The sequence below is a fragment of the Allosphingosinicella sp. genome (genome assembly GCF_036403745.1).
Classification (GTDB): domain Bacteria; phylum Pseudomonadota; class Alphaproteobacteria; order Sphingomonadales; family Sphingomonadaceae; genus Allosphingosinicella.
The window spans coordinates 1-18,438 of the sequence record NZ_DASWQI010000031.1 but is presented as its reverse complement, the minus strand read 5'-3'; the positions used below and the strand labels follow the sequence as shown (position 1 = coordinate 18,438).

14 protein-coding genes are annotated in these 18,438 nt (G+C 69.8%); 7 read left to right on the top strand and 7 right to left on the bottom strand.

Going from position 1 to position 18,438, the window contains the following annotated elements; translation table 11 throughout:
• Window positions 1–13 precede the first annotated feature (13 nt).
• Complete coding sequence (locus VGC56_RS03875; RefSeq protein ID WP_464123398.1) at window positions 14–349, top strand: DMT family protein; 336 nt, start codon at window positions 14–16, stop codon at window positions 347–349.
• A gap of 75 nt (window positions 350–424) precedes the next feature.
• Here VGC56_RS03875 and VGC56_RS03870 read toward each other — a convergent pair whose 3' ends face one another.
• A complete protein-coding gene (locus tag VGC56_RS03870) occupies window positions 425–784 on the bottom strand; it encodes a glycine zipper 2TM domain-containing protein (protein WP_464123397.1) in 360 nt (119 codons plus the stop codon).
• A 115-nt stretch (window positions 785–899) separates the two neighbouring features.
• Here VGC56_RS03870 and VGC56_RS03865 point away from each other — a divergent pair, with 115 nt between their 5' ends.
• A complete protein-coding gene (locus VGC56_RS03865) occupies window positions 900–1,526 on the top strand; it encodes a flavodoxin family protein (RefSeq protein ID WP_464123396.1) in 627 nt (208 codons plus the stop codon).
• A 12-nt stretch (window positions 1,527–1,538) separates the two neighbouring features.
• Here the strand turns inward: VGC56_RS03865 and VGC56_RS03860 are convergent, their stop codons facing one another.
• Window positions 1,539–2,192: an RlmE family RNA methyltransferase gene (locus tag VGC56_RS03860; RefSeq protein WP_464123395.1), complete on the bottom strand. Its 654-nt coding sequence runs from the start codon at window positions 2,190–2,192 to the stop codon at window positions 1,539–1,541.
• Between the two features lie 160 nt (window positions 2,193–2,352).
• The gene (locus VGC56_RS03855; RefSeq protein ID WP_464123394.1) at window positions 2,353–3,480 is read right to left on the bottom strand and encodes a Ppx/GppA phosphatase family protein; all 1,128 of its coding nucleotides are present in this window, start codon (window positions 3,478–3,480) and stop codon (window positions 2,353–2,355) included.
• A gap of 342 nt (window positions 3,481–3,822) precedes the next feature.
• Between VGC56_RS03855 and VGC56_RS03850 the strand changes: the two genes are divergently transcribed.
• The 3 genes from VGC56_RS03850 to VGC56_RS03840 all read left to right on the top strand — a co-directional run bounded on the left by VGC56_RS03850 (window position 3,823) and on the right by VGC56_RS03840 (window position 6,406).
• Window positions 3,823–4,893, top strand: coding sequence for a sensor histidine kinase (locus VGC56_RS03850; protein WP_464123393.1), 1,071 nt, complete (start codon window positions 3,823–3,825; stop codon window positions 4,891–4,893).
• A 10-nt stretch (window positions 4,894–4,903) separates the two neighbouring features.
• Complete coding sequence (locus tag VGC56_RS03845) at window positions 4,904–5,548, top strand: DUF308 domain-containing protein (RefSeq protein WP_464123392.1); 645 nt, start codon at window positions 4,904–4,906, stop codon at window positions 5,546–5,548.
• 564 nt (window positions 5,549–6,112) lie between these two features.
• Window positions 6,113–6,406, top strand: a complete 294-nt coding sequence (locus VGC56_RS03840; protein WP_464123391.1) for a hypothetical protein — start codon at window positions 6,113–6,115, stop codon at window positions 6,404–6,406.
• Between the two features lie 9 nt (window positions 6,407–6,415).
• On the opposite strand, the gene VGC56_RS03835 is transcribed toward VGC56_RS03840, so the two are convergent.
• Both VGC56_RS03835 and VGC56_RS03830 read right to left on the bottom strand, forming a co-directional pair.
• The gene (locus VGC56_RS03835; RefSeq protein ID WP_464123390.1) at window positions 6,416–6,715 is read right to left on the bottom strand and encodes a type II toxin-antitoxin system RelE/ParE family toxin; all 300 of its coding nucleotides are present in this window, start codon (window positions 6,713–6,715) and stop codon (window positions 6,416–6,418) included.
• A complete protein-coding gene (locus VGC56_RS03830; RefSeq protein ID WP_464123389.1) occupies window positions 6,712–6,981 on the bottom strand; it encodes a type II toxin-antitoxin system ParD family antitoxin in 270 nt (89 codons plus the stop codon). The genes VGC56_RS03835 and VGC56_RS03830 overlap by 4 nt, the downstream gene beginning before the upstream one ends.
• A gap of 234 nt (window positions 6,982–7,215) precedes the next feature.
• On the opposite strand from VGC56_RS03830, the gene VGC56_RS03825 reads away from it, so the two are divergent.
• Both VGC56_RS03825 and pbpC read left to right on the top strand, forming a co-directional pair.
• Window positions 7,216–12,951: an alpha-2-macroglobulin family protein gene (locus VGC56_RS03825; protein ID WP_464123388.1), complete on the top strand. Its 5,736-nt coding sequence runs from the start codon at window positions 7,216–7,218 to the stop codon at window positions 12,949–12,951.
• On the top strand, window positions 12,948–15,071 hold the full coding sequence (gene pbpC, locus VGC56_RS03820; RefSeq protein ID WP_464123387.1) for a penicillin-binding protein 1C: 2,124 nt from the start codon (window positions 12,948–12,950) through the stop codon (window positions 15,069–15,071). The genes VGC56_RS03825 and pbpC overlap by 4 nt, the downstream gene beginning before the upstream one ends.
• A gap of 172 nt (window positions 15,072–15,243) precedes the next feature.
• On the opposite strand, the gene VGC56_RS03815 is transcribed toward pbpC, so the two are convergent.
• Both VGC56_RS03815 and VGC56_RS03810 read right to left on the bottom strand, forming a co-directional pair.
• Entirely contained in the window at window positions 15,244–17,637 is a 2,394-nt protein-coding gene (locus VGC56_RS03815; RefSeq protein WP_464123386.1) for a glycoside hydrolase family 31 protein, read from the bottom strand.
• The coding region (locus VGC56_RS03810; protein ID WP_464123385.1) for a tryptophan halogenase family protein at window positions 17,634–18,438 on the bottom strand (805 nt) is incomplete at its 5' end. The genes VGC56_RS03815 and VGC56_RS03810, both read right to left, overlap by 4 nt.

Genomic DNA, 18,438 nt, shown 5'->3' with positions numbered 1-18,438 from the left:
CATGGGTCCGCGTATGCCGACAGTCATCCTCCTCGTCGTCTCGAACCTATTCATGACCGCCGCCTGGTATTGGCATTTGAAGGGCGGGATGGCGAAGCCGATCCTGCTGGTCATCCTGATCAGCTGGGGGCTGGCGCTCATCGAATATTGCTTTGCGGTGCCGGCCAACCGGATCGGCTATGCGTCCGGCTGGAGCGCGGCGCAGCTCAAGATCGTCCAGGAGGCGATCGCCCTGATCGTCTTCGGCGGGTTCATGGTGCTGTTCCTGGGCGAGCCGCTGCACTGGCGGCACTTCGCCGCGTTCGGCCTGATCATGGCCGCCGTCGCCCTGATGTTCAGCGGGCGCTGAGGCGCGCCGTCGTCAGCACAGCCTGTCAGGTCAGGGACGGTGGGGAAGGCGCCGGGCGCCCTCCCCTTTCCGGCCTTACTGGCAGCGAACGTCGCGGTCGGCGGAATAGCCGACGGCGCCGCCGGCGGCACCGCCGAGGATCGCGCCCAGGGTCTTCGAGCCGCGCGGCGCGATGGCGTTGCCGAGCAAGGCGCCGACGCCGGCGCCGATGACGAGGCCGACCGTGCCGTCGTGGCGCTTGCAATAATAACGGCCGTCATTGCCGCGATAGACCATGTCGTCGGAACCGAGCGCATAAGGCTCATAGGCGCCTTCGCGATACTGGCGGCCCCAATCGCCGGCATAGCGGTCGCGGTAGCCGGGGCCGTCGCCATAGGTCTGGCAGGCGGAGAGCGGCGCCGCTGCAAGCAGGGCGCACATGACGAGTTTACGCATACGGAATCGTCCTTCTCTGGTGGAGGTGACGGGCCTGCAATGATCGAAGGGGGCTTTGGTTGCGCGCCGGGAACGACCGACGGGCCCACGCGTCTCCAGCCCGAGCCCAGCCGAAATGGAGATGTCGCAAATGCCGCTCAGCGCGATCGCCCTCAACTGCAGCCTTAAGCCGAGCGGCGGGGAGGACAGCTCGACCGACGACATGATCGGGCTGCTAGTCTCGGAGCTGAAGAAGCACGGGGTCGCCTTTTCCGAGACGATCCGCATCGCCGACCATGACGTGAAGCCGGGCGTCAGCTCCGACGAGGGCGAGGGCGACGAATGGCCGGACATAAGGCGCCGGATCCTCGAGAACGACATCCTGATCTTCGGGACGCCGATCTGGATGGGGCAGCCCTCCAGCATCGCGAAGAGGGTGGTGGAGCGGATGGACGCCTTCCTCTCGGAGACGGACGAGAAGGGGCGGATGCCGAGCTACGGCAAGGTCGCTTTGGTGGCGGTGGTCGGCAACGAGGACGGGGCGCACCATGTCAGCGCCGAGCTTTACCAGGCGCTGTCCGACACGGGCTGGACGATCCCGGCGGCGGCGGTCGCTTATTGGGTCGGCGAGGCGATGGCGAAGACGAACTTCAACCAGCTGCCGAACGTGCCGGACAAGGTGCAATCGACGGCGGCGATGGCGGCGTCCAACGCGGCGCACCTGGCCGGGCTGCTCAAGGAGCGGCCGTACCCCGGGAGCTGAGGCGGAGGCGGATCAGCCCTTGAAGCCCTGCGCGACGACATACCATTCGGACGAGCCCTTGCGGCTGGCAGGCGGCTTGGCGTGCTTGACGATGGTGAAGCGGCGCTTCAGCTCCGCCACGAGATTGTTGTCGGCGCCGCCCGCCAGGACCTTGGCCACGTACGCGCCGCCGGGCTTCAATATCTCGGCGGCGAATTCGAGGCCGGCTTCGACGAGGCCCATGGTGCGGAGGTGGTCGGTCTGCGGGTGGCCGACCGTATTGGCGGCCATGTCCGACAGGACGATGTCGGCGAGGCCGCCGAGCGCCTCGCGCAGCTTGGCGGGCGCGGTCTCGTCCATGAAATCGAGCTGGAGGAGGGTGGCGCCGTCGATCGGCTCGGTGGGGAGGAAGTCGATGCCGACGACCAGTGCCTTGGGCACGCGCTTCCGCACCACCTGGGTCCAGCCGCCGGGCGCAACGCCGAGGTCGATGACGCGTTCGGCGCCCTTCAGAAAGCCGAAGCGGTCGTCGAGCTCGATCAATTTGTACGCGGCGCGGGAGCGGTAGCCCTCGGCCTTGGCGCGCTTCACATAGGGGTCGTTCAGCTGGCGCTCGAGCCATTTGGTCGAGCTGACCTTGCGCCCCTTCGCGGTTCGGATGTGCTTCACGACCTTGTGCCTCCCCATCGAAGATGGGGAGGGGGACCACCGAAGGTGGTGGAGGGGTATTGCGTAGGGCTCAAGGTGGGGATCGAGGCGGTCACGGCGGGCGGCAAATACCCCTCCACCGCCAAAATTGGCGGTCCCCCTCCCCATCCTGCCGGATGGGGAGGCAAGTTCGGTCTCATCACAATTTGTACCCGTCCCGCGCCATGAGGGTGCGCAGGATCCCCTCGCGGATGCCGCGGTCGGCGACGCCCAAGGTCTCGGCGGGCCACATGTCGATGATCGCGTCCAATATGGCGCAGCCGGCGACGACGAGGTCGGCGCGGTCGTGGCCGATGCAGGGGAGTTGGGCGCGCTCGTCGATGCTCATCGAGGAGAGCATGGCGTTGATCTCCCGCATCGATTCCGCGGGCATCTGCAGGCCGTCGACCATGCGCCGGTCGTAGGTCGGCAGCGCGAGGTGGACGCTTGCCAGCGTGGTGACGGTGCCGCTGGTGCCGAGCAGGCGGATGTTGGCCTTGTCGGCGGGGAGCAGTTCGGCGAAGCGTCGGAAGGCGTGGCGGACGCGCTCCTTCATGCGGCCGAAGGCGGCGAGCCGCTCGGCGGCGTCGGCAAAGACCCTCCCCTCGCTCTCGGTCAGCGAGACGACGCCCCAGGGCGCGCTCCACCAGCATTTGATCTTGGGGATGTTGTCGCCGTCGGTGTCGACGAGCACCAGTTCGGTGGAGCCGCCGCCAATGTCGAAGATGAGGGCGGGGCCGTCGCCGGGCTCGAGCAGCCGGTGGCAGCCGAGCATGGCGAGCCGCGCCTCTTCTTCCGGCGCGATGATCTCGAGGACGATGCCCGTTTCCTGCCGCACCCGCTCGACGAAGTCGCGGCCGTTGACGGCGCGGCGGCAGGCCTCGGTCGCGACCGAGCGGGCGAGGGTGACGCGGCGGCGGCGCAATTTGTCGGCGCAGACGGAGAGCGCGGCGACGGCGCGGTCCTGCGCCTCGTCGCTGATCTTGCCGCAGGTGGCGAGCCCCTCCCCCAGCCGGACGACCCGCGAGAAGGCGTCGATGACGGTGAAGCCCTCGTCGGTGGGGCGGGCGATGAGCAGGCGGCAATTGTTGGTGCCAAGATCGAGCGCGCCGTAGCTCTGCGGGTGCGGCGCGCGGCGGGGATAGGAGGGGAGCGTGTCCGGCTCGGCGGAGCCTGGGACGGGCGGAGGCGCCTGTCCGGAGGAGGGTACCTGTCCAGGTAGAGGCGCCGATCCCGGGGAAAGCGCCCCTCCGGAAGGCGGTAGCGTCGCGGCCTGCTGCTGCGCCATGGCTTGATACTCTTATATCCTGCCGGCGCCGGGCGAGCCGTCGCCGTGACTTACCCTCTGGTTACAGGAGCGTGACGGATCGGGCAAGCGTGGGGGGTGGGGGCACCAAGTGCGCCTGCTCCCGCCGACCCCGGAACGAGACAGGCGAGGGGTCGAAGTTGTGGATGAAAACCAGGATGCTCATCGACAGCGTTCAGTTCGGCGAAGGCGTCGAAGCAGGCACTGGCCCTAATTTAGGTTAGACTATCTACGGCAAACATGTACGATGGTCTCACCACCGCAAAGCTCAGGCGCACGGTGGCTGAGAGATACTCCCATGCTCCCGCCGACGGGAGCAGGCTCATGCAACAATTCGACAATCTCGCGGACGCTCAGACGCTGGCGCTGGCGATCGTCGACACGCTGCCCGAGCCTTTCGTGGTGCTCGATCAGGAATTGCTCGTGCTCGCCGCGAGCCGCTGCTTCTACGAATATTTCAGCGAGGATGCGGCGCAGACGCACGGCCGGCCCTTCTTCGAGCTTGGCGGCGGGCAGTGGGACATTCCCGCGCTGCGCCGGTTGGTTGCGACGATCCTGTCCGAGCGTACGTCGATGGAGAGCATCGAGGTGGAGGATGATTTCCGCCACCTCGGGCGGCGGACGATGCTGCTCGACGCGCGTCTGGTGCGGTACGAGGACAGCTCCAGCCCGACCATTCTCATCGCCTTCCGGGACATCACCGCCCGCCGCGCCGTCGAACGGGAGAAGCAGGAACTGCTCGAGCATACCGAGCGCCTGCTCGACGAGCAGCAAACGCTGCTGCACGAGATGCGGCACCGCATCGCCAACAGCCTCCAGATCATCGCGAGCATCCTGCTGCTCAAAGCCGGAGCGGTCGGCTCCGAGGAGACCCGGCTGGAGCTGCGCGACGCGCACAAACGCGTCATGTCGGTGGCGGAGGTGCAGAGCCATCTCAACGATGTCGACGGCATCGATCGCATCGACGTGGCCGCCTATCTGACCAAGCTCAGCGCCGGCCTCGCCGCCTCGATGATCGGGCCGCACCACGGAATCGAGATCCACGTGGAGGCCGGCGAGGGCACCCTGCCAAGCAGCGACGCCGTGAGCCTCGGCCTGATTGTGACCGAGCTCGTCATCAACGCGCTCAAATATGCCTTTCCGACCGCGCGGGCAGGCGCGCGTATCACCGTCGCTCTCGAATTCGACGGATCGGGCTGGAAGCTCAGCGTCGCGGACAACGGCAGCGGCAGGGCGGCAGCACCGCCGAGCGCTTCGAGCGGCCTCGGAACGGCGATCGTGGCGGCACTCGCCAAGCAGCTGAAGGCGCAGATCCGGGAGGTGTCCAGCGGCTCCGGCCTTCGCGTCGAAGTGACCCACGCGACCTTTTCCTCCCACGTGCCCCTCGCCGCCTGAAAGGCAGTCCATGTCGTCCACCGAACTCCCGCGCGGCGAGCGCCCGCAACCCCTTTTCGAAGCCTCGTCATGGGGCTGGACGTTCGCCTGCGGCCTCCTCAAGGTTGCGATCGCCGCCCTGGCTGTGGGCCTGCCGTTCGTGACCCGAAGCCGCCTGGCGGATTCCGTAGGCTGGATGCTCCTGGCCGGCGGCGCGGCCGAATTCGCCTTGGGCTGGGGCGCCCATCGCACCCTGCTCGGCAAGGTGACCCTCTGCTCCGGATTCCTCACCGTCCTCGCGGGGATTCTCTTCATCGACAGCGGGTGGAAGGGCCTGTTTCCGCTGACGACGGTGACGATGATCTGGCTCCTGCTCCGAGGTCTGATCTCGCTCGACGTGGGCATCCAGGCGCGCGGCGCCTATCACGCGGACTGGTTCTGGCTGGTGCTTCGCGGCCTCACCGATTTCGGGCTCGGCATGACGCTGCTGCTCGGTCTGCCGATGGCGGCGATCGCAATCATCCTGTTCAACGAGACGCAGGAGATGGTGTCCAGCTTCGGCGTCGTTCTCGCCATCAGCTTCGCAGTCGCGGGCGTGGGGCTGGTCGTGATGGGGCTCACCCAGCGCCGCCGGGAGGCCGCGGCGCTGGCAGGCGCGCTGCCCGCTACGGTGTAAGGGCCAGCTTGAGCACCCGCCGTGCTGGTCGGCGAAGAGCTGGAAGGCCTCTTCCACATGGAAATCATATCTGCGCCTTATCGCAAGCGCGTTACGACCCGGAGACGTTTGCGCTCTCGCTTCCCGGGGCGTGCCTCTTCAGGCGAAGCCCAGCCCCTTTTCGAAAAGCCGCCGTATTGCCTCGGAGCGTGAAGGCTTTGGGTCCGGTTGCTGGTCGACCCAGGTGTCGATCGCCGTCCTCGTTGCCGCAGGCAGTCGCACCGTCACAGGAGGATCGCGCCCGGTCCTCGGACGCCCGCGACCCCTTTTTTCTCCCTCGGCTATTGACCCGCCCCTGAAATGTGGTGTACCAAAATAAACAAGAGAGCCGAGGCTCACGCCTTCGGCACCGACCCGCCCACGACTCCCACGAAAAGGAGGCGAAGGATGGCTGCTGGGCAGCTTAGCCTGACCCGCCGTGCGCTGCTAGCCGCCTGCGCGGCGCCTGTGCTGGCGCCTCCCCGTCACCCCGGACTTGATCCGGGGTCCACCTTCTTCTCACCCGGTTCAGAAGGAGGAAGGTGGATGCCGGATCAGGTCCGGCATGACGTGGAGAGGAAATGGAACCGCGCCCTCGCCCGTTACCAGCGCGCCGACGCCGCCCTCGCCGCCGCCGCGGACAGCGAGGACGAGGCCTTCTACGACCGCGTCGGCGAGCGGCATGAGGAGGCGCTGCAGAGCCTGCTGCGTACCCCGGCTACCGACATCGCCGCGCTCGCGCTGAAGCTCGAGCTCGCCCTCGACGAGCGCAGCCTCGAATATTTCGGCGACCTTGCCGGCATGCAGCTCCTCAAGGCGGACGCCAGGCGGCTTTCCTGAAGGGGGGGCTCAATCCGTCGGGGCCCGGAACTCCGCATCCAGGTCCCGCGATCCGTGGAGGATGCGCTCGATCCTGACCGTGGCCGCCGGCGTGTAGAAGATGATGTAGCGCCCGTGCACGAGCGAACGCAGGTTCGCGGCGAGATCGGCACGGTCGCGCCCTCGGCCGGGAAAGCGCGTCAGGGAGAGGCAGCGGCTTTCCAGTTCCGCGACGAAGGCGAGGGCCCGCTCCGGATCGTCGGCGGCGATGTGGAGCGCGATCGCGACAAGGTCGGCTTCCGCCTCCGGGGAGAAGTGGACCCGGCTCAACCGGCCGCCCGCTTGCGCGGCGCCCCTGCGATCCGGTCACGCACCCGCGCGAAGACGTCCTCGGCCGGAATGCCGGGCCCGCTCTCGCGCCCGCGCGCTATGTCCGCGCGAAGCGCCTCGAGCCGGGCGGCGCGCTCCGCCTCACGTTCCTCCATCAGCCGCAGCCCCTCGCGCACCACCTCGCTGGCCGATGCGAAACGCCCGCCCTGCACCTGGCGCCGGACGAACTCTTCGAAATGCGTGCCGATCGAGTAACTGGCGGGCATGGGCCTCTCCTTGCATTATCAAAATATGATATTGGCGCCCGCCGCGCAACCGCCGCCGCGCCGCTGGGTCGGCGGGCCCCGCCAGAACCCCCGTCCACGGCATGTTGGCACGGAGAAAAGGCCTCGGTTCAACGGCTTCGCTCCGCCTCCGTTCGTCGTAAAAAAATAACGGTTCGCCGCTGGACGGCCGACATGGATTAAGGCATCACAGGCGCTCTCTGGAGGGCGTCGACGATGTGGGACCGGCTCAGGCGATTCGCTCTTCTCACCTGCCCGCTCCTCCTGCTGGCGCCGCTCGGCGCGTCGGCGGTGGTGCCGCCGACGGTGCTGACCGCCACGCCGGGGCTTTCGGGCCGCGCGATCGGGCGGTTCACGATCCGGTTCTCGGAAGCGATGACGCCGCTCGGCAAGCAGCGGCCGGCGCCGATCGCCATGGCCTGCCCGACGCCGGGCAAGGGGCGCTGGACCGACGCCAGCACCTATGTGTGGGAATATGACCAGGTGCTGCCCGCGGGGTCGACCTGCCACGCTACGCTCGCCGCCGGGCTGAAGACGCTGGCGGGGCGCGCCGTCACCGGCACCCGCGCCTTCACCATCGACGGCGGCGGGCCCTATGCGGCGATGATCCTGCCGCGCGAGGGCAATGAGGATATCGAGGAGGACCAGGCGTTCCTCGTCGTACCGAACGGCCCTGTCGACCGCGCCTCGGTGGCGGCGGGGGCCTATTGCGCGGTGGACGGGATCGGCGAGCGGATCGCCATCGACGTCGTGCCGCAGCCGATGGTCGACCGGGTGGTGGCAGGCCTCTCCAAATATACGCGCGACGAGCTGCTCGAAGCGGCGACGGCGGACGGTACTGCGCCGGAAGGCGCGGCGGCCATTGCGGCGGCCAAGGCGCGGATCATGGCGGTGAAATGCCGCCGGCCGCTGCCGCCGGGGCACGACATGTCGGTGGTGTGGGGGGCGTCTATCCGCTCGCCCGCGGGCCGCACGGCGGGCTCGGACCAGCGCTTCGACTTTTCGGTGCGCAAGGAATTCAGCGCGCGGCTGACCTGCGGCCGGGTCAATCCGCAGGCTGGGTGCGATCCGGTCGAGGCGATGAAGGTGGAATTCTCCGCGCCGGTGCCGCGGGCGCGGGCGCTGGCGGTACGGCTCGAGGCGGCGGGGCGGAGCATCGCGCCGATCGACGATGGGCACGCGCCGACGCTTTCCACCCTGAAGTTCAAGCCGCCGCTGCCGCCCGGCACGACCGCGAAGCTGGTGATGCCGGCGGGGCTGACGGACTTCAGCGGCCGGCCGCTGTCCAACGCGCGGCGCTTTCCGCTCGACGTCGCGATCGACCAGCCGCCGCCGCTCGTCAAATTCGCGGCGCCGTTCGGCATCCTCGAGGCGAAGCAGGGCGGGGTGCTGCCGGTGACGGTGCGCGGGGTCGAGCCGGAGCTCGGCGAGGCGGTGCAGGCGATCGGCGGCGGCGCGGCGCGGATCGACGGCAATGACGACGGCGCGGTGGCCGGCTGGATCCGCAAGATCGAGAAGGCGCAGCGCGACGACATACGCGACGAGAAGCGCGGCAAGGCCAAGGTGCAGGTCAACCATACCGGCGACCGCTCGGTCTTCGCCGCCAACGCGCCGGGCGGGGTGCAGGGCGGGGTGCAGCGCATGCAGCTGCCGCTGCCGGGCAAGGGGCGGCAGTTCGAAGTGATCGGCATGCCGCTCGCCAAGCCCGGATTCTATGTCGTCGAGCTGGCCAGCCCGACTCTGGGGCGGGCGCTGCTGGCGCGGCCGGCGACGCGCTATGTCGCGGCCGCCGCGCTCGTCACCGACCTGTCGGTCCATTTCAAATGGGGCCGCGCGACCTCCCTGGTCTGGGTGACGGCGCTGGACAGCGGCGCGCCGGTCGCCGGCGCTTCGGTGCGGGTGACCGACAGCTGCACGGGGCGGCAGCTCGCCACCGGCCTTACCGACAGCCAGGGGCGGATGGCGGTGCAGTCCGGCCTCCCCGCTCCCTCCTCGCGCAGCGGGTGCGACGGCGAGAGCGACGATTCGCCGCCCTTGATGGTCTCGGCGCGGCTGGGCGGGGACTTCTCGTTCGTCCTCTCCTCGTGGAACCAGGGGATCGGGCCCTACGATTTCGACCTGCCCTGGGGCTATCGCGACGCCTCGCCGATCTTCCACACCATCCTCGACCGCACCCTCATCCGGGCCGGCGAAACGGTGCACATGAAGCATGTCTACCGGGCGCCGACGCCGTCCGGCTACCGCTCGGGCGGGGCGGTGAACGGCAAGCTCATCCTCCAGCATATCGGCTCCGACACGGCCTACGAGCTGCCGCTCACGATCGGCGGCGACGGGATCGGCGAGAGCGAATGGCTGGCGCCGAAGGACGCGCCGGGCGGCACCTATGCGGTGAAGTGGAAGGTGGGCGAGACGCTCAACGACACCAACCAGACCTTCCGCGTCGACGAATATCGGCTGCCGACGATGCGGGCGAGCATTCATGGGCCCAAGACCAACGGCGCGCGGATGCGCAAGCTGCCGCTCGACCTCTATCTCGGCTATCTGGCCGGCGGGGGCGCGGGCGGGGCGCCGGTCAAGCTCAGGACCCAATATGAGGCGATGCGCGACCGGCCGGACGGCTGGGACGGCTGGACCTTCGGCGGCGAGGCGATCCGCGAGGGCACGACCCCGCTCGACGAGGAGCAGGGCGAGGACGGGGCGGGCCACCTCCCCTCCTCCGCCACCTTGCCGCTGACGCTCGGCAAGGAAGGGGCGCTCAGGACCGACCTCGATATCCCCGAGCTGACGGACAGCGCGCGGCTGCGAGTCGAGATGGATTATGAGGATGCCAACGGCGAGACGCTGACCACCGCCACGTCCATCCCGCTCTACACCTCCGCGATCCGGCTCGGCATCAAGCCCGACGGGTGGATGCAGCGCGCGGGCGAGATGCGGCTGAAGGTCGCGGCGCTCGATCTCGACGGCAAGATCGTGCGCGGCCAGCCGGTCGAGGTGCAGCTCTACACGCGAGAAATCCTGTCGGCGCGGCGGCGGCTGATCGGCGGCTTCTACGCGTTCGACAACAATGCCCGGGTGACGAAGCTCGCCGGCCATTGCTCGGGCGTCACCGACGAGCACGGCATGGCCGATTGTACGATCGATCCCGGTGTGTCGGGCGAGGTGATCGCGGTGGCGATGACCCGCGACCAGGCGGGGAACGAAGCGCGGGCGGTTACCTCCGTCTTTCTGGCGGGCGACGACGATTGGTGGTTCGGCGGCGACAATGGCGACCGCATGGACGTCATCCCCGACGCCAAATCCTATCATATGGGCGACACCGCCAAGGTGCAGGTGCGCATGCCGTTCCGCGAGGCGACGGCGCTCGTCACCGTCGAGCGCGAGGGGGTGCTCTCGTCCTTCGTCACCCAGATTTCGGGCAAGGACCCGGTGATCGAGGTGCCGATGGCCGGGAGCTATGCGCCAGACGTCTACATTTCGGTGATGGCGGTGCGCGGGCGGGTCGCGGGGTGGCGGCTGTGGGTCGCCGAGTTCGCCAAGAAATGGCATCTGCCCTTCTTCGCCGACCCCGGCCAGCCGACGGCGCTCGTCGACCTCGCCAAGCCCGCCTTCCGCCTCGGCATCGCCAAGGTGAAGGTCGGCTGGGAAGCGCACGAGCTCAAGGTCAAGGTGAAGCCCGAGCGCGAGAAATACCATGTGCGGGATACGGCCAACGTGGCGGTGCAGGTCACAGGCCCCGGCGGAAAGGCGCCGCGCGAGGCGGAGATCGCCTTTGCCGCGGTCGACGAGGCTTTGCTGATCCTGTCGCCCAACGAGACCTGGGACGTGCTGGACGCGATGATGGAGGAGAGGCCGCTGTCGGTGGTCACCTCGACCGCGCAGATGCAGGTGGTCGGCAAACGGCATTACGGCCGCAAGGCCTTGGCCGTGGGCGGCGGCGGGGGCGGCGACCTGTCCGCCGTGGCGCGCTCCGACTTCCGGCCGCTTTTGGTGTGGAAGGGCCGGGTGCCGCTCGACGAGCAGGGCCGCGCGACCGTGCAGGTGCCGCTGGCCGACGCCCTCTCCTCCTACAAGCTGGTCGCCGTGGCGACGGCGGGCGGAGACCTGTTCGGCACGGGCAGCGCCGACATCCGCACCGTGCAGGATCTCGGCCTCTATTCCGGGGTGCCGCCGCTGGTGCGCTCGGGCGACCAGTTCGACGCGGTGTTCACCTTGCGCAACAGCACGGAGCGGGACTTGAAGGTCACGGCGTCGGCGGAAGTCACGCCGCTGGCCGGAGCGTTGAAGCCGCAGACCGTCACGGTCCCCGCGGGCGGAGCCGTGCCGGTGGTCTGGCGGGTGACGGCGCCGGAGACGGAGTCGCTGCGCTGGACGGTCACGGCACGGATCAACGGCGGGACGGCGGGAGACCGCATCGTCGTCGACGAGCAGGTCGTGCCGCCGGTGCCGGAGGAGACTTGGGCGGCGAGCTTCCTGCGGCTGTCGCCGGGGCTGCGCGTGCCGGTCGGACCTCCCGACGGGGCCCTGCCGGGACGCGGCGGCATCGACGTGGCGCTCACCGCCTCGCCGGCGCCGTCGCTGCTCGGGGTGCGCGCCTATATGCTGGCTTATCCTTATGGCTGCTTCGAGCAGCGGCTCTCCAAGGTCATCGCGCTCGACGACCATGAGGCGTGGGGGCGGCAAATGGCCGAGCTGCCGCACTACATGACCGACAACGGCCTGCTCCGTTACTGGCCGGGCGAGCACCAGGACGGCTCGATCGCCCTCACCGCCTACGCCGTGTCGATCACGGCGGAAGCCGGCCTGCCCTGGCCCGACGACCGCAAGGCGAAGCTGCTCGACGCGCTGCGCACCGTGGTCGACGGGCGGCTGAAGGACGCTTCGGAGGCGCCCGCCGACGCGCGGCTGCTGCGGCTGGCGGCGCTCGCCGCGCTCGCCCGCAACAACGCCTCGACGGCAGCGATGGCGGCGCGGGTGGCGATGCCGCTGCGCGACATGCCGACGGCGAGCCTTGCCGACTGGATCGTCATCCTCGACCGCACGCCCGGCATCGGGCCGCGGCCGAAGCAGGCGGCCGAGCAGGCGCTGCGGCAGCGCATCGTCTACGAAGGCACGCGGCTCGACATCACCGACAACAGCACGGCGCCGTGGTGGATGATGATCAGCGGCGACGAGATGGCGATCAAGGCGCTCTACGTCGCGACCGGCCGGCAGGGCTGGGGTGACGAGGTGCCGAAGATGATGATCGGCGTCGCCATGCGCCAGCGCCGCGGCCATTGGGACACGACTCCGGCCAATGCCTGGGGGACGCTGGCCGTCCGCCGCTTCGCCGCCGCGTTCCCCGGTTCACCGGTGGGGATGACGACGGCGCAGCTCGGCGGCGACACGATGACTCGCAACTGGCCTGCCCCGCAGCCGATGCACTTCCCGCTGCCCGCGGGCGAGATGCCTTTGCTCCTGTCTCACGCCGGCGGGGCGCAGCCCTGGGCCTTCGTGTCGGTGCGGGCGGCGGTGCCGCTCACCGCGCCGTCCTTTGCCGGCTACAAGGTGTCGCGTGAGGTGAGCTTCCTGGTCCGAAAGGCGCCGGGCGCGGTCAGCCGCGGCGACGTGATGAAGGTGCGCATCACGGTCGAGGCGCCGGCGGCGCGGAGCTGGGTGGTGGTCGAGGACCCTGTCCCGGCGGGGGCGTCGATCGTCGGCGGTGGCGGGCAATCGTCGCTGCTGGCGGAGAAAGCGGACGGCGTCGCCGGCTGGTGGCCGAGCTATATCGACCGCGGCCACGGCTATTGGCGGGCTTATTACGGCTGGATGCCGCGCGGGAAGATGAGCGTCGAATATGCGGTGCGGATCAACAGCGCCGGCCGCTTCCAGCTGCCGCCGACCCATGTCGAGGCCATGTATTCGCCGGAGATCAGGGCGAGCCTGCCGAACGGGCCGCTGGACGTGGCGCCGTGACGCCGCTTGGCTGGCTGCGGCGGAGTCCCAGCGTCTGGGTGCTGACGCCGCTGCTTCTCCTCGCCGCGGTCGATTTGTGGACGGCGCCGCCGCCCCTCCCCTCTTATGCGGAGACGAAGGCGGCGTGGCGGCCGAGCGAGGCGTGGCTCAAGGACCGGCACGGGCGGCTCCTCCAGACGGTGCGGATCGACATGGCGGTGCGGCGACTGGAATGGGTGCCGCTCGCCCAGGTCGCGCCGGCGGTGCGGCAGGCGGTGGTGCAGGCGGAGGATCGGCGGTTCGCCAGCCACAGCGGCGTCGACTGGCGCGGGCTTGCCGGCTCGGCCTGGGCGGCGCTGCGCGGGCGTCATGCGCGGGGGGCGAGCACGCTGTCGATGCAGGTCGCGGGGTTCCTGGCGCCGCAATTGGGCGGGCCGGGGTCGCGCTCTCTCAGGGAGAAGATCCGCCAGCTCCGCGCCGCCCATGCGGTCGAGGCGGGGTGGAGCAAGGATGAAATCCTCGAAGCCTATTTGAACCTCGCCTCGTTCCGCGGCGAGGTGCAGGGGATCGGCGCCGCGTCGCGGGCCCTGTTCGGGCGGGCGCCGGCCGCGCTGGGGCCGGACGACGGGCTGCTGCTCGCGGCCCTGCTCCCGGCGCCGCAGGCGGACCCGCAGGCGGTGGGGCGGCGGGCGTGCCGGCTCGGGCACCGGGCGGACTGCATGACGCTCGTTGCGGAAGCTTCGGCGATGACGGGGCCGGACCGGCGGCTTGCGGACGATCCCGGGCTGGCGCCGCACCTCGCGCACAAGCTGCTCCGCCAGCCGGGGGAGACGGTGAATTCGACCATCGACGCCGGCGTGCAGCGCGCGGCGGCCGAAGCGCTCCGGCGGCAGCTGCTCGGGCTCGGCGACCGGGCGCGGGACGGATCGGTGGTGGTGGTCGACAATGCCAGCGGCGACGTGCTGGCTTATGTCGGCGGGGTGGCGGGCAGCGCATCGACCGCGCCGTCGGTCGACAATGCGGACGCCTATCGACAGGCGGGGTCGACGCTAAAGCCGTTCCTCTATTCGCAGGCGATCGAACGCGGCTTCCTCACCGCCGCCTCGATCCTGGACGACAGCCCGGTACAGCTCGACACCGCGTCCGGCCTCTATGTGCCCAAGGATTACGACCATGAGTTCAAGGGGCCGGTGAGCGTACGGACGGCGCTGGCGGGGTCGCTCAACGTGCCGGCGGTGCGGGCGCTGCTGCTCGACGGGGTGGAGGACTTTCGCGACCGGCTGTGGGACCTCGGCTATAAGGGCCTGACGCAGGACGGCGATTATTATGGCTACAGCCTCGCGCTGGGATCGGCGGAGGTGACCTTGCTCCAGCAGGCGGCGGCGTACCGGGCGCTCGGCGACGGCGGGCGGTACGTGCCGCTGCGGATGCGGATGGACGATCCGGCCGGGGAGCCGCACGCCATCGCCGATGCCCGCGCCGCCTGGATCGTCGCCGACATGATGGCGGATGCAGGCGCGCGGGCGGGGACGTTCGGGCTCGATTCGGCGCTACGCCTTCCCTTCTGGGCGGCGGCGAAGACCGGGACGTCGAAGGGCATGCGCGACAATTGGTGCGTCGGCTTTTCGAGCCGGTTCACCGTCGCGGTGTGGATCGGCAACGCCGAGGGCGACAGCATGACGCGGGTGTCGGGGACGAGCGGGGCGGCGCCGGTGTGGCGGGACGTGATGCTGGCGCTGCACGCGGGACGGCCGGGCGGGCGGCCCGCGGCGCCGGCGGGAATCGAGCCGCGGGCGGTGGCCTTTGCCGGGCCGAACGAGCCGGCGCGGCGCGAATTCTTCCTCGCCGGCACCGGCCAGCCGAGCCTCGCCGCGGCCCCCGCCACTGCCCGGCGGCCGCGCATCGTCAGCCCGCTTTCGGGCGCCGTCTACGCCCTCGACCCGGACATTCCGGTGAAGAGCCAGAAGATAAGGCTGAAGACCGTCGGCGCCGTATCGGGCGAGCGGCTCAGCCTCGACGGCCAGGATGCCGGCGAGGCGGCCGAGGGGCCGATGGTGCTGCCAGGGCCGGGGCGCCACACGCTCGCGCTGATCGAGGCCGGCGGGCGGGTGCTCGACAGGAGCGTGTTCACGATGCGCTGACGCTCGTGCCTCCCCATGCGGAGCATGGGGAGGGGGACCAGCGAAGCTGGTGGAGGGGTATTTGGCGCTCGCCGCAGCGGAGTGGGCGGGTAGCTCCTGCGCTCTTCGCAAGACCCCTCCACCACCCTTCGGGTGGTCCCCCTCCCCATCCTGTGGATGGGGAGGCACAGGGTCAGCGCACCGTCACATGGCCTTCCGGCTGGTCGGCAAGGTCAAAGCGCAGCAAGTGAGTCTGGCTGTCATAGCGGGAGGGAATGTCGCGGCCGCCGCCTGTCACTTGCCCACTAGCCGAGCGGCCGTGGATGGTCACCGATATCTCGCGCCACCAGGGGTGGAAGCTGCCCTGACGGCGGTCGAAATCGATCTGCAGGCCGGCCTGGGTGACGCTGCAGCGGATCGTCTGGCGCAGGTAGGCGCCTTTTTCGAAGTCCATCGAGTGGCCGTCGTCGAGGTACAGCATGCCGCGGCAATCGGGGCCGGGGTAGATGTCGAGGGTGAGAGGACCCTTCGGAGTCTCGGCGGTCGATTGGACGAGCGGCTGGCGGGGCAGGATCGTGCCGGCGCGGACGAAGACGGGGAGGCGGTCGAGCGCCGGGGTGGCGGAGATCGTCTTGGCGGCGGCATCGCTCTCGGGGAGGCCGGTCCAGTAATCGTACCAGCCGCCGGGCGGCAGGCAGATGTCATATTTCGCCGGGCTTTCCGGGCGGGGCGGCGGGGCGATGAGGAGGTCGCGGCCCAGCGTGAAGGCGAAGGATTGGTCGCAGCCCATCTGGAGGGCGGCGGGATGGTCGTAGAAGACCGGGCGGAGGATGGGGTCTCCCACCCGCGCATTCTCGTCGGCGAGCGCGTAGAGATAGGGCATCAGGCGATAGCGTTCCTCGACGAAGCGGCGGCGGATGGCGAGGTGCTCGGGTCCGTCCACCCAAGGCTCGACGCGGGGGGTGTTCACCGCGCTGTGGTCGCGGAAGACGGGGTAGAAGGCGCCGATCTCGAACCAGCGGGTGAGGAGGTCGGGGCTCGGCCCGCCGGCGAACCCGCTGACGTCGGCGCCGGAGTAAGAGAAGCCGGAGAGGCCGAGGTTGATGAGCTGCTGGACCGAGAGCTTGAGGTGGTCCCAGGTGGCTGAGTTATCGCCGGTCCAGGTGACGGCGTAGCGCTGGCCGCCGGCATAGCTCGCCCGCGTCATGACGAAGGCGCGCTCGTTGGGGGCGAGGCGACGCAGGCCCTCATAGGTCGCGCGGGTATTCTCCATGCCGTAGACGTTGTGGATCTCGGCGTGGCTGGCGGTGCGGGGGGCGAAATCGTCCGACGCGATGCGGTGGGCGATGTCGAGCGGCATGGTCTTGGTCGGCGTTTCGAAGATCGCCGGCTCGTTCATGTCGTTCCAGGCGCCGGCAATGCCGTCCTCGACCTGGCGGCGGAACAGGCCGCCCCACCAGGTGCGGACCTTCGCGTCGGTGAAATCCGGGAAGACGGAAGGGCCGGGCCAGACCGGCGCGACGTAGACGCTGCCGTTCGGATTGTGGACGAAGGCGTTAATCGCCGCGCCGCTGTCATAGGGGGCATAACCCTGGTTGGGCAGGCGGGCGACGTGGAGGTCGGTGATGGTGATCGCCTTGAACCCCTGGCGGCCGAGATCGGCGACCAGGCCCTTCATGTCCGGGTAGGTCGTGGTGTTGACGGTGAAGGGCCGGTTGCGGTCCTGATAGTCGATGTCCATCCACAGCACGTCCGTGGGGACGCGGTCGGCGCGGAGGCGGGCGGCGATCTGCCGCACTTCCTCGGCGGACATGTAGCTGTAGCGCGACTGCTGGTAGCCCAATGCCCAGAGCGGCGTGAGCGGCGCCTTGCCGGTCAAATCGGTGTAGCGGCGGACGACCTCGGCGGTGCTGGGGCCGGCGATCAGGTAATAATCGATCGGGCCGTCGGGGCCGCCGAGGGCGATGACGTCTTCCTCGCGATGGCCGAAATCGAACCAGGTGCGGCGCGTGTTGTCGAGGAACAGGCCGTAGCTGCCCCCTTCCCCGCCGACGGCGAGGAAGAAGGGGATCGACTTGTAGATGGGGTCGTCGGACGAGGAGAAGCCGAACGCGTCGGTGTTCCAGTCGACGAACGCCTTGCCGCGGCGGTCGAGGCCGCCGGTCTTGTCGCCGAGGCCGAAGATGTGGGTGCGGATCGGCAGCTGCTTGCGCAGCGTGAAGGCGCGGCCGTCGAGCTTCACCGGGTCGACCGCGTCCGCCGAGATCAGCTTGCCGGCCTTGTCCTCGACCACGAGACGCCCGCCGGCGAGGCGGACGCGGAGGGTGGCGGTGGCGAAACCGTCGGCGGTGGGCGCGACGGCGACGTGGCGGGCGCGGATTTCGGCCGCGACGGCCCAGCTTGCGTCCTCGTCGAAGCGCGCGCCGCGGGCGATGCGGACGCGCAGCATGTCGTTGGTCAGCGCCGTGATGCGGAGAGTGGCCGCGGCGGTGCGGAGCTCGACGCCGTCCGGGCGGTGCGCGAGCGGGGCGGCCGCGGCGGGGACGGCGGCGGCGAGGAGGAGGCAGAGAGCAAGGAAGCGGATCATGTGCGGTTCTCGGCGATGCGGGCGACGATGTCGGCGTGGAGGGGCCAGGCGGCGGAATGGTGATCGATCTGGCGTTTGACGGCGGCGAGGAAGCCGGCAAGCTCCTCCTCGCTCAATTGGTCGGCGAGGGGGTGCCAGCTTTCGGGGACGATCCCCTGGCCGATCAGCACCTGCACCCAGCCCGCCTCGGTAAACAGCTCATCGCCGTCGCGAAAGATGCGGCCGCTCTCGCGGAACAGGGCGATGCGTTCGGCGAGGCTGTCGGGAATCGCCATGTCGCGCACCTCGCGCCAGAACGGCTCGGGCCGGTCGGTCGCCTTGAAGTGGAGGATGAGGAAATCGCGGATGCGCTCCCATTCGAAGCGGGTCTGGCGGTTATATTCCGCGGCTTCGGCAGGGCCGACGCCCGCTTGCGACGGGAGGAGCTGGAGCAGGCGGACGATACCGGACTGGACGAGGTGGATCGAGGTGGATTCGAGCGGCTCCATGAACCCCGCGGCGAGGCCCAGGGCGACGCAATTGCCGATCCAGGCGCTGCGGCGGCGGCCGGCCTTGAAGCGCAGCGGGCGCGGGTCGCCGGCGGGCGCGCCGTCCAGATTGGCGAGGAGGGTCGCGGCGGCCTCGTCGTCGGAGAGGTGGGCGCTCGAATAGACGTAGCCGTTGCCGATGCGGTGCTGGAGCGGGATCCGCCATTGCCAACCGGACTTGCGCGCCGTCACCCGCGTGTAGGGGGTCAGCGGCTGGACGCTCGCGCACGGCGCAGCCTGCGCACGATCACACAGCAGCCACTGGTTCCAGTGC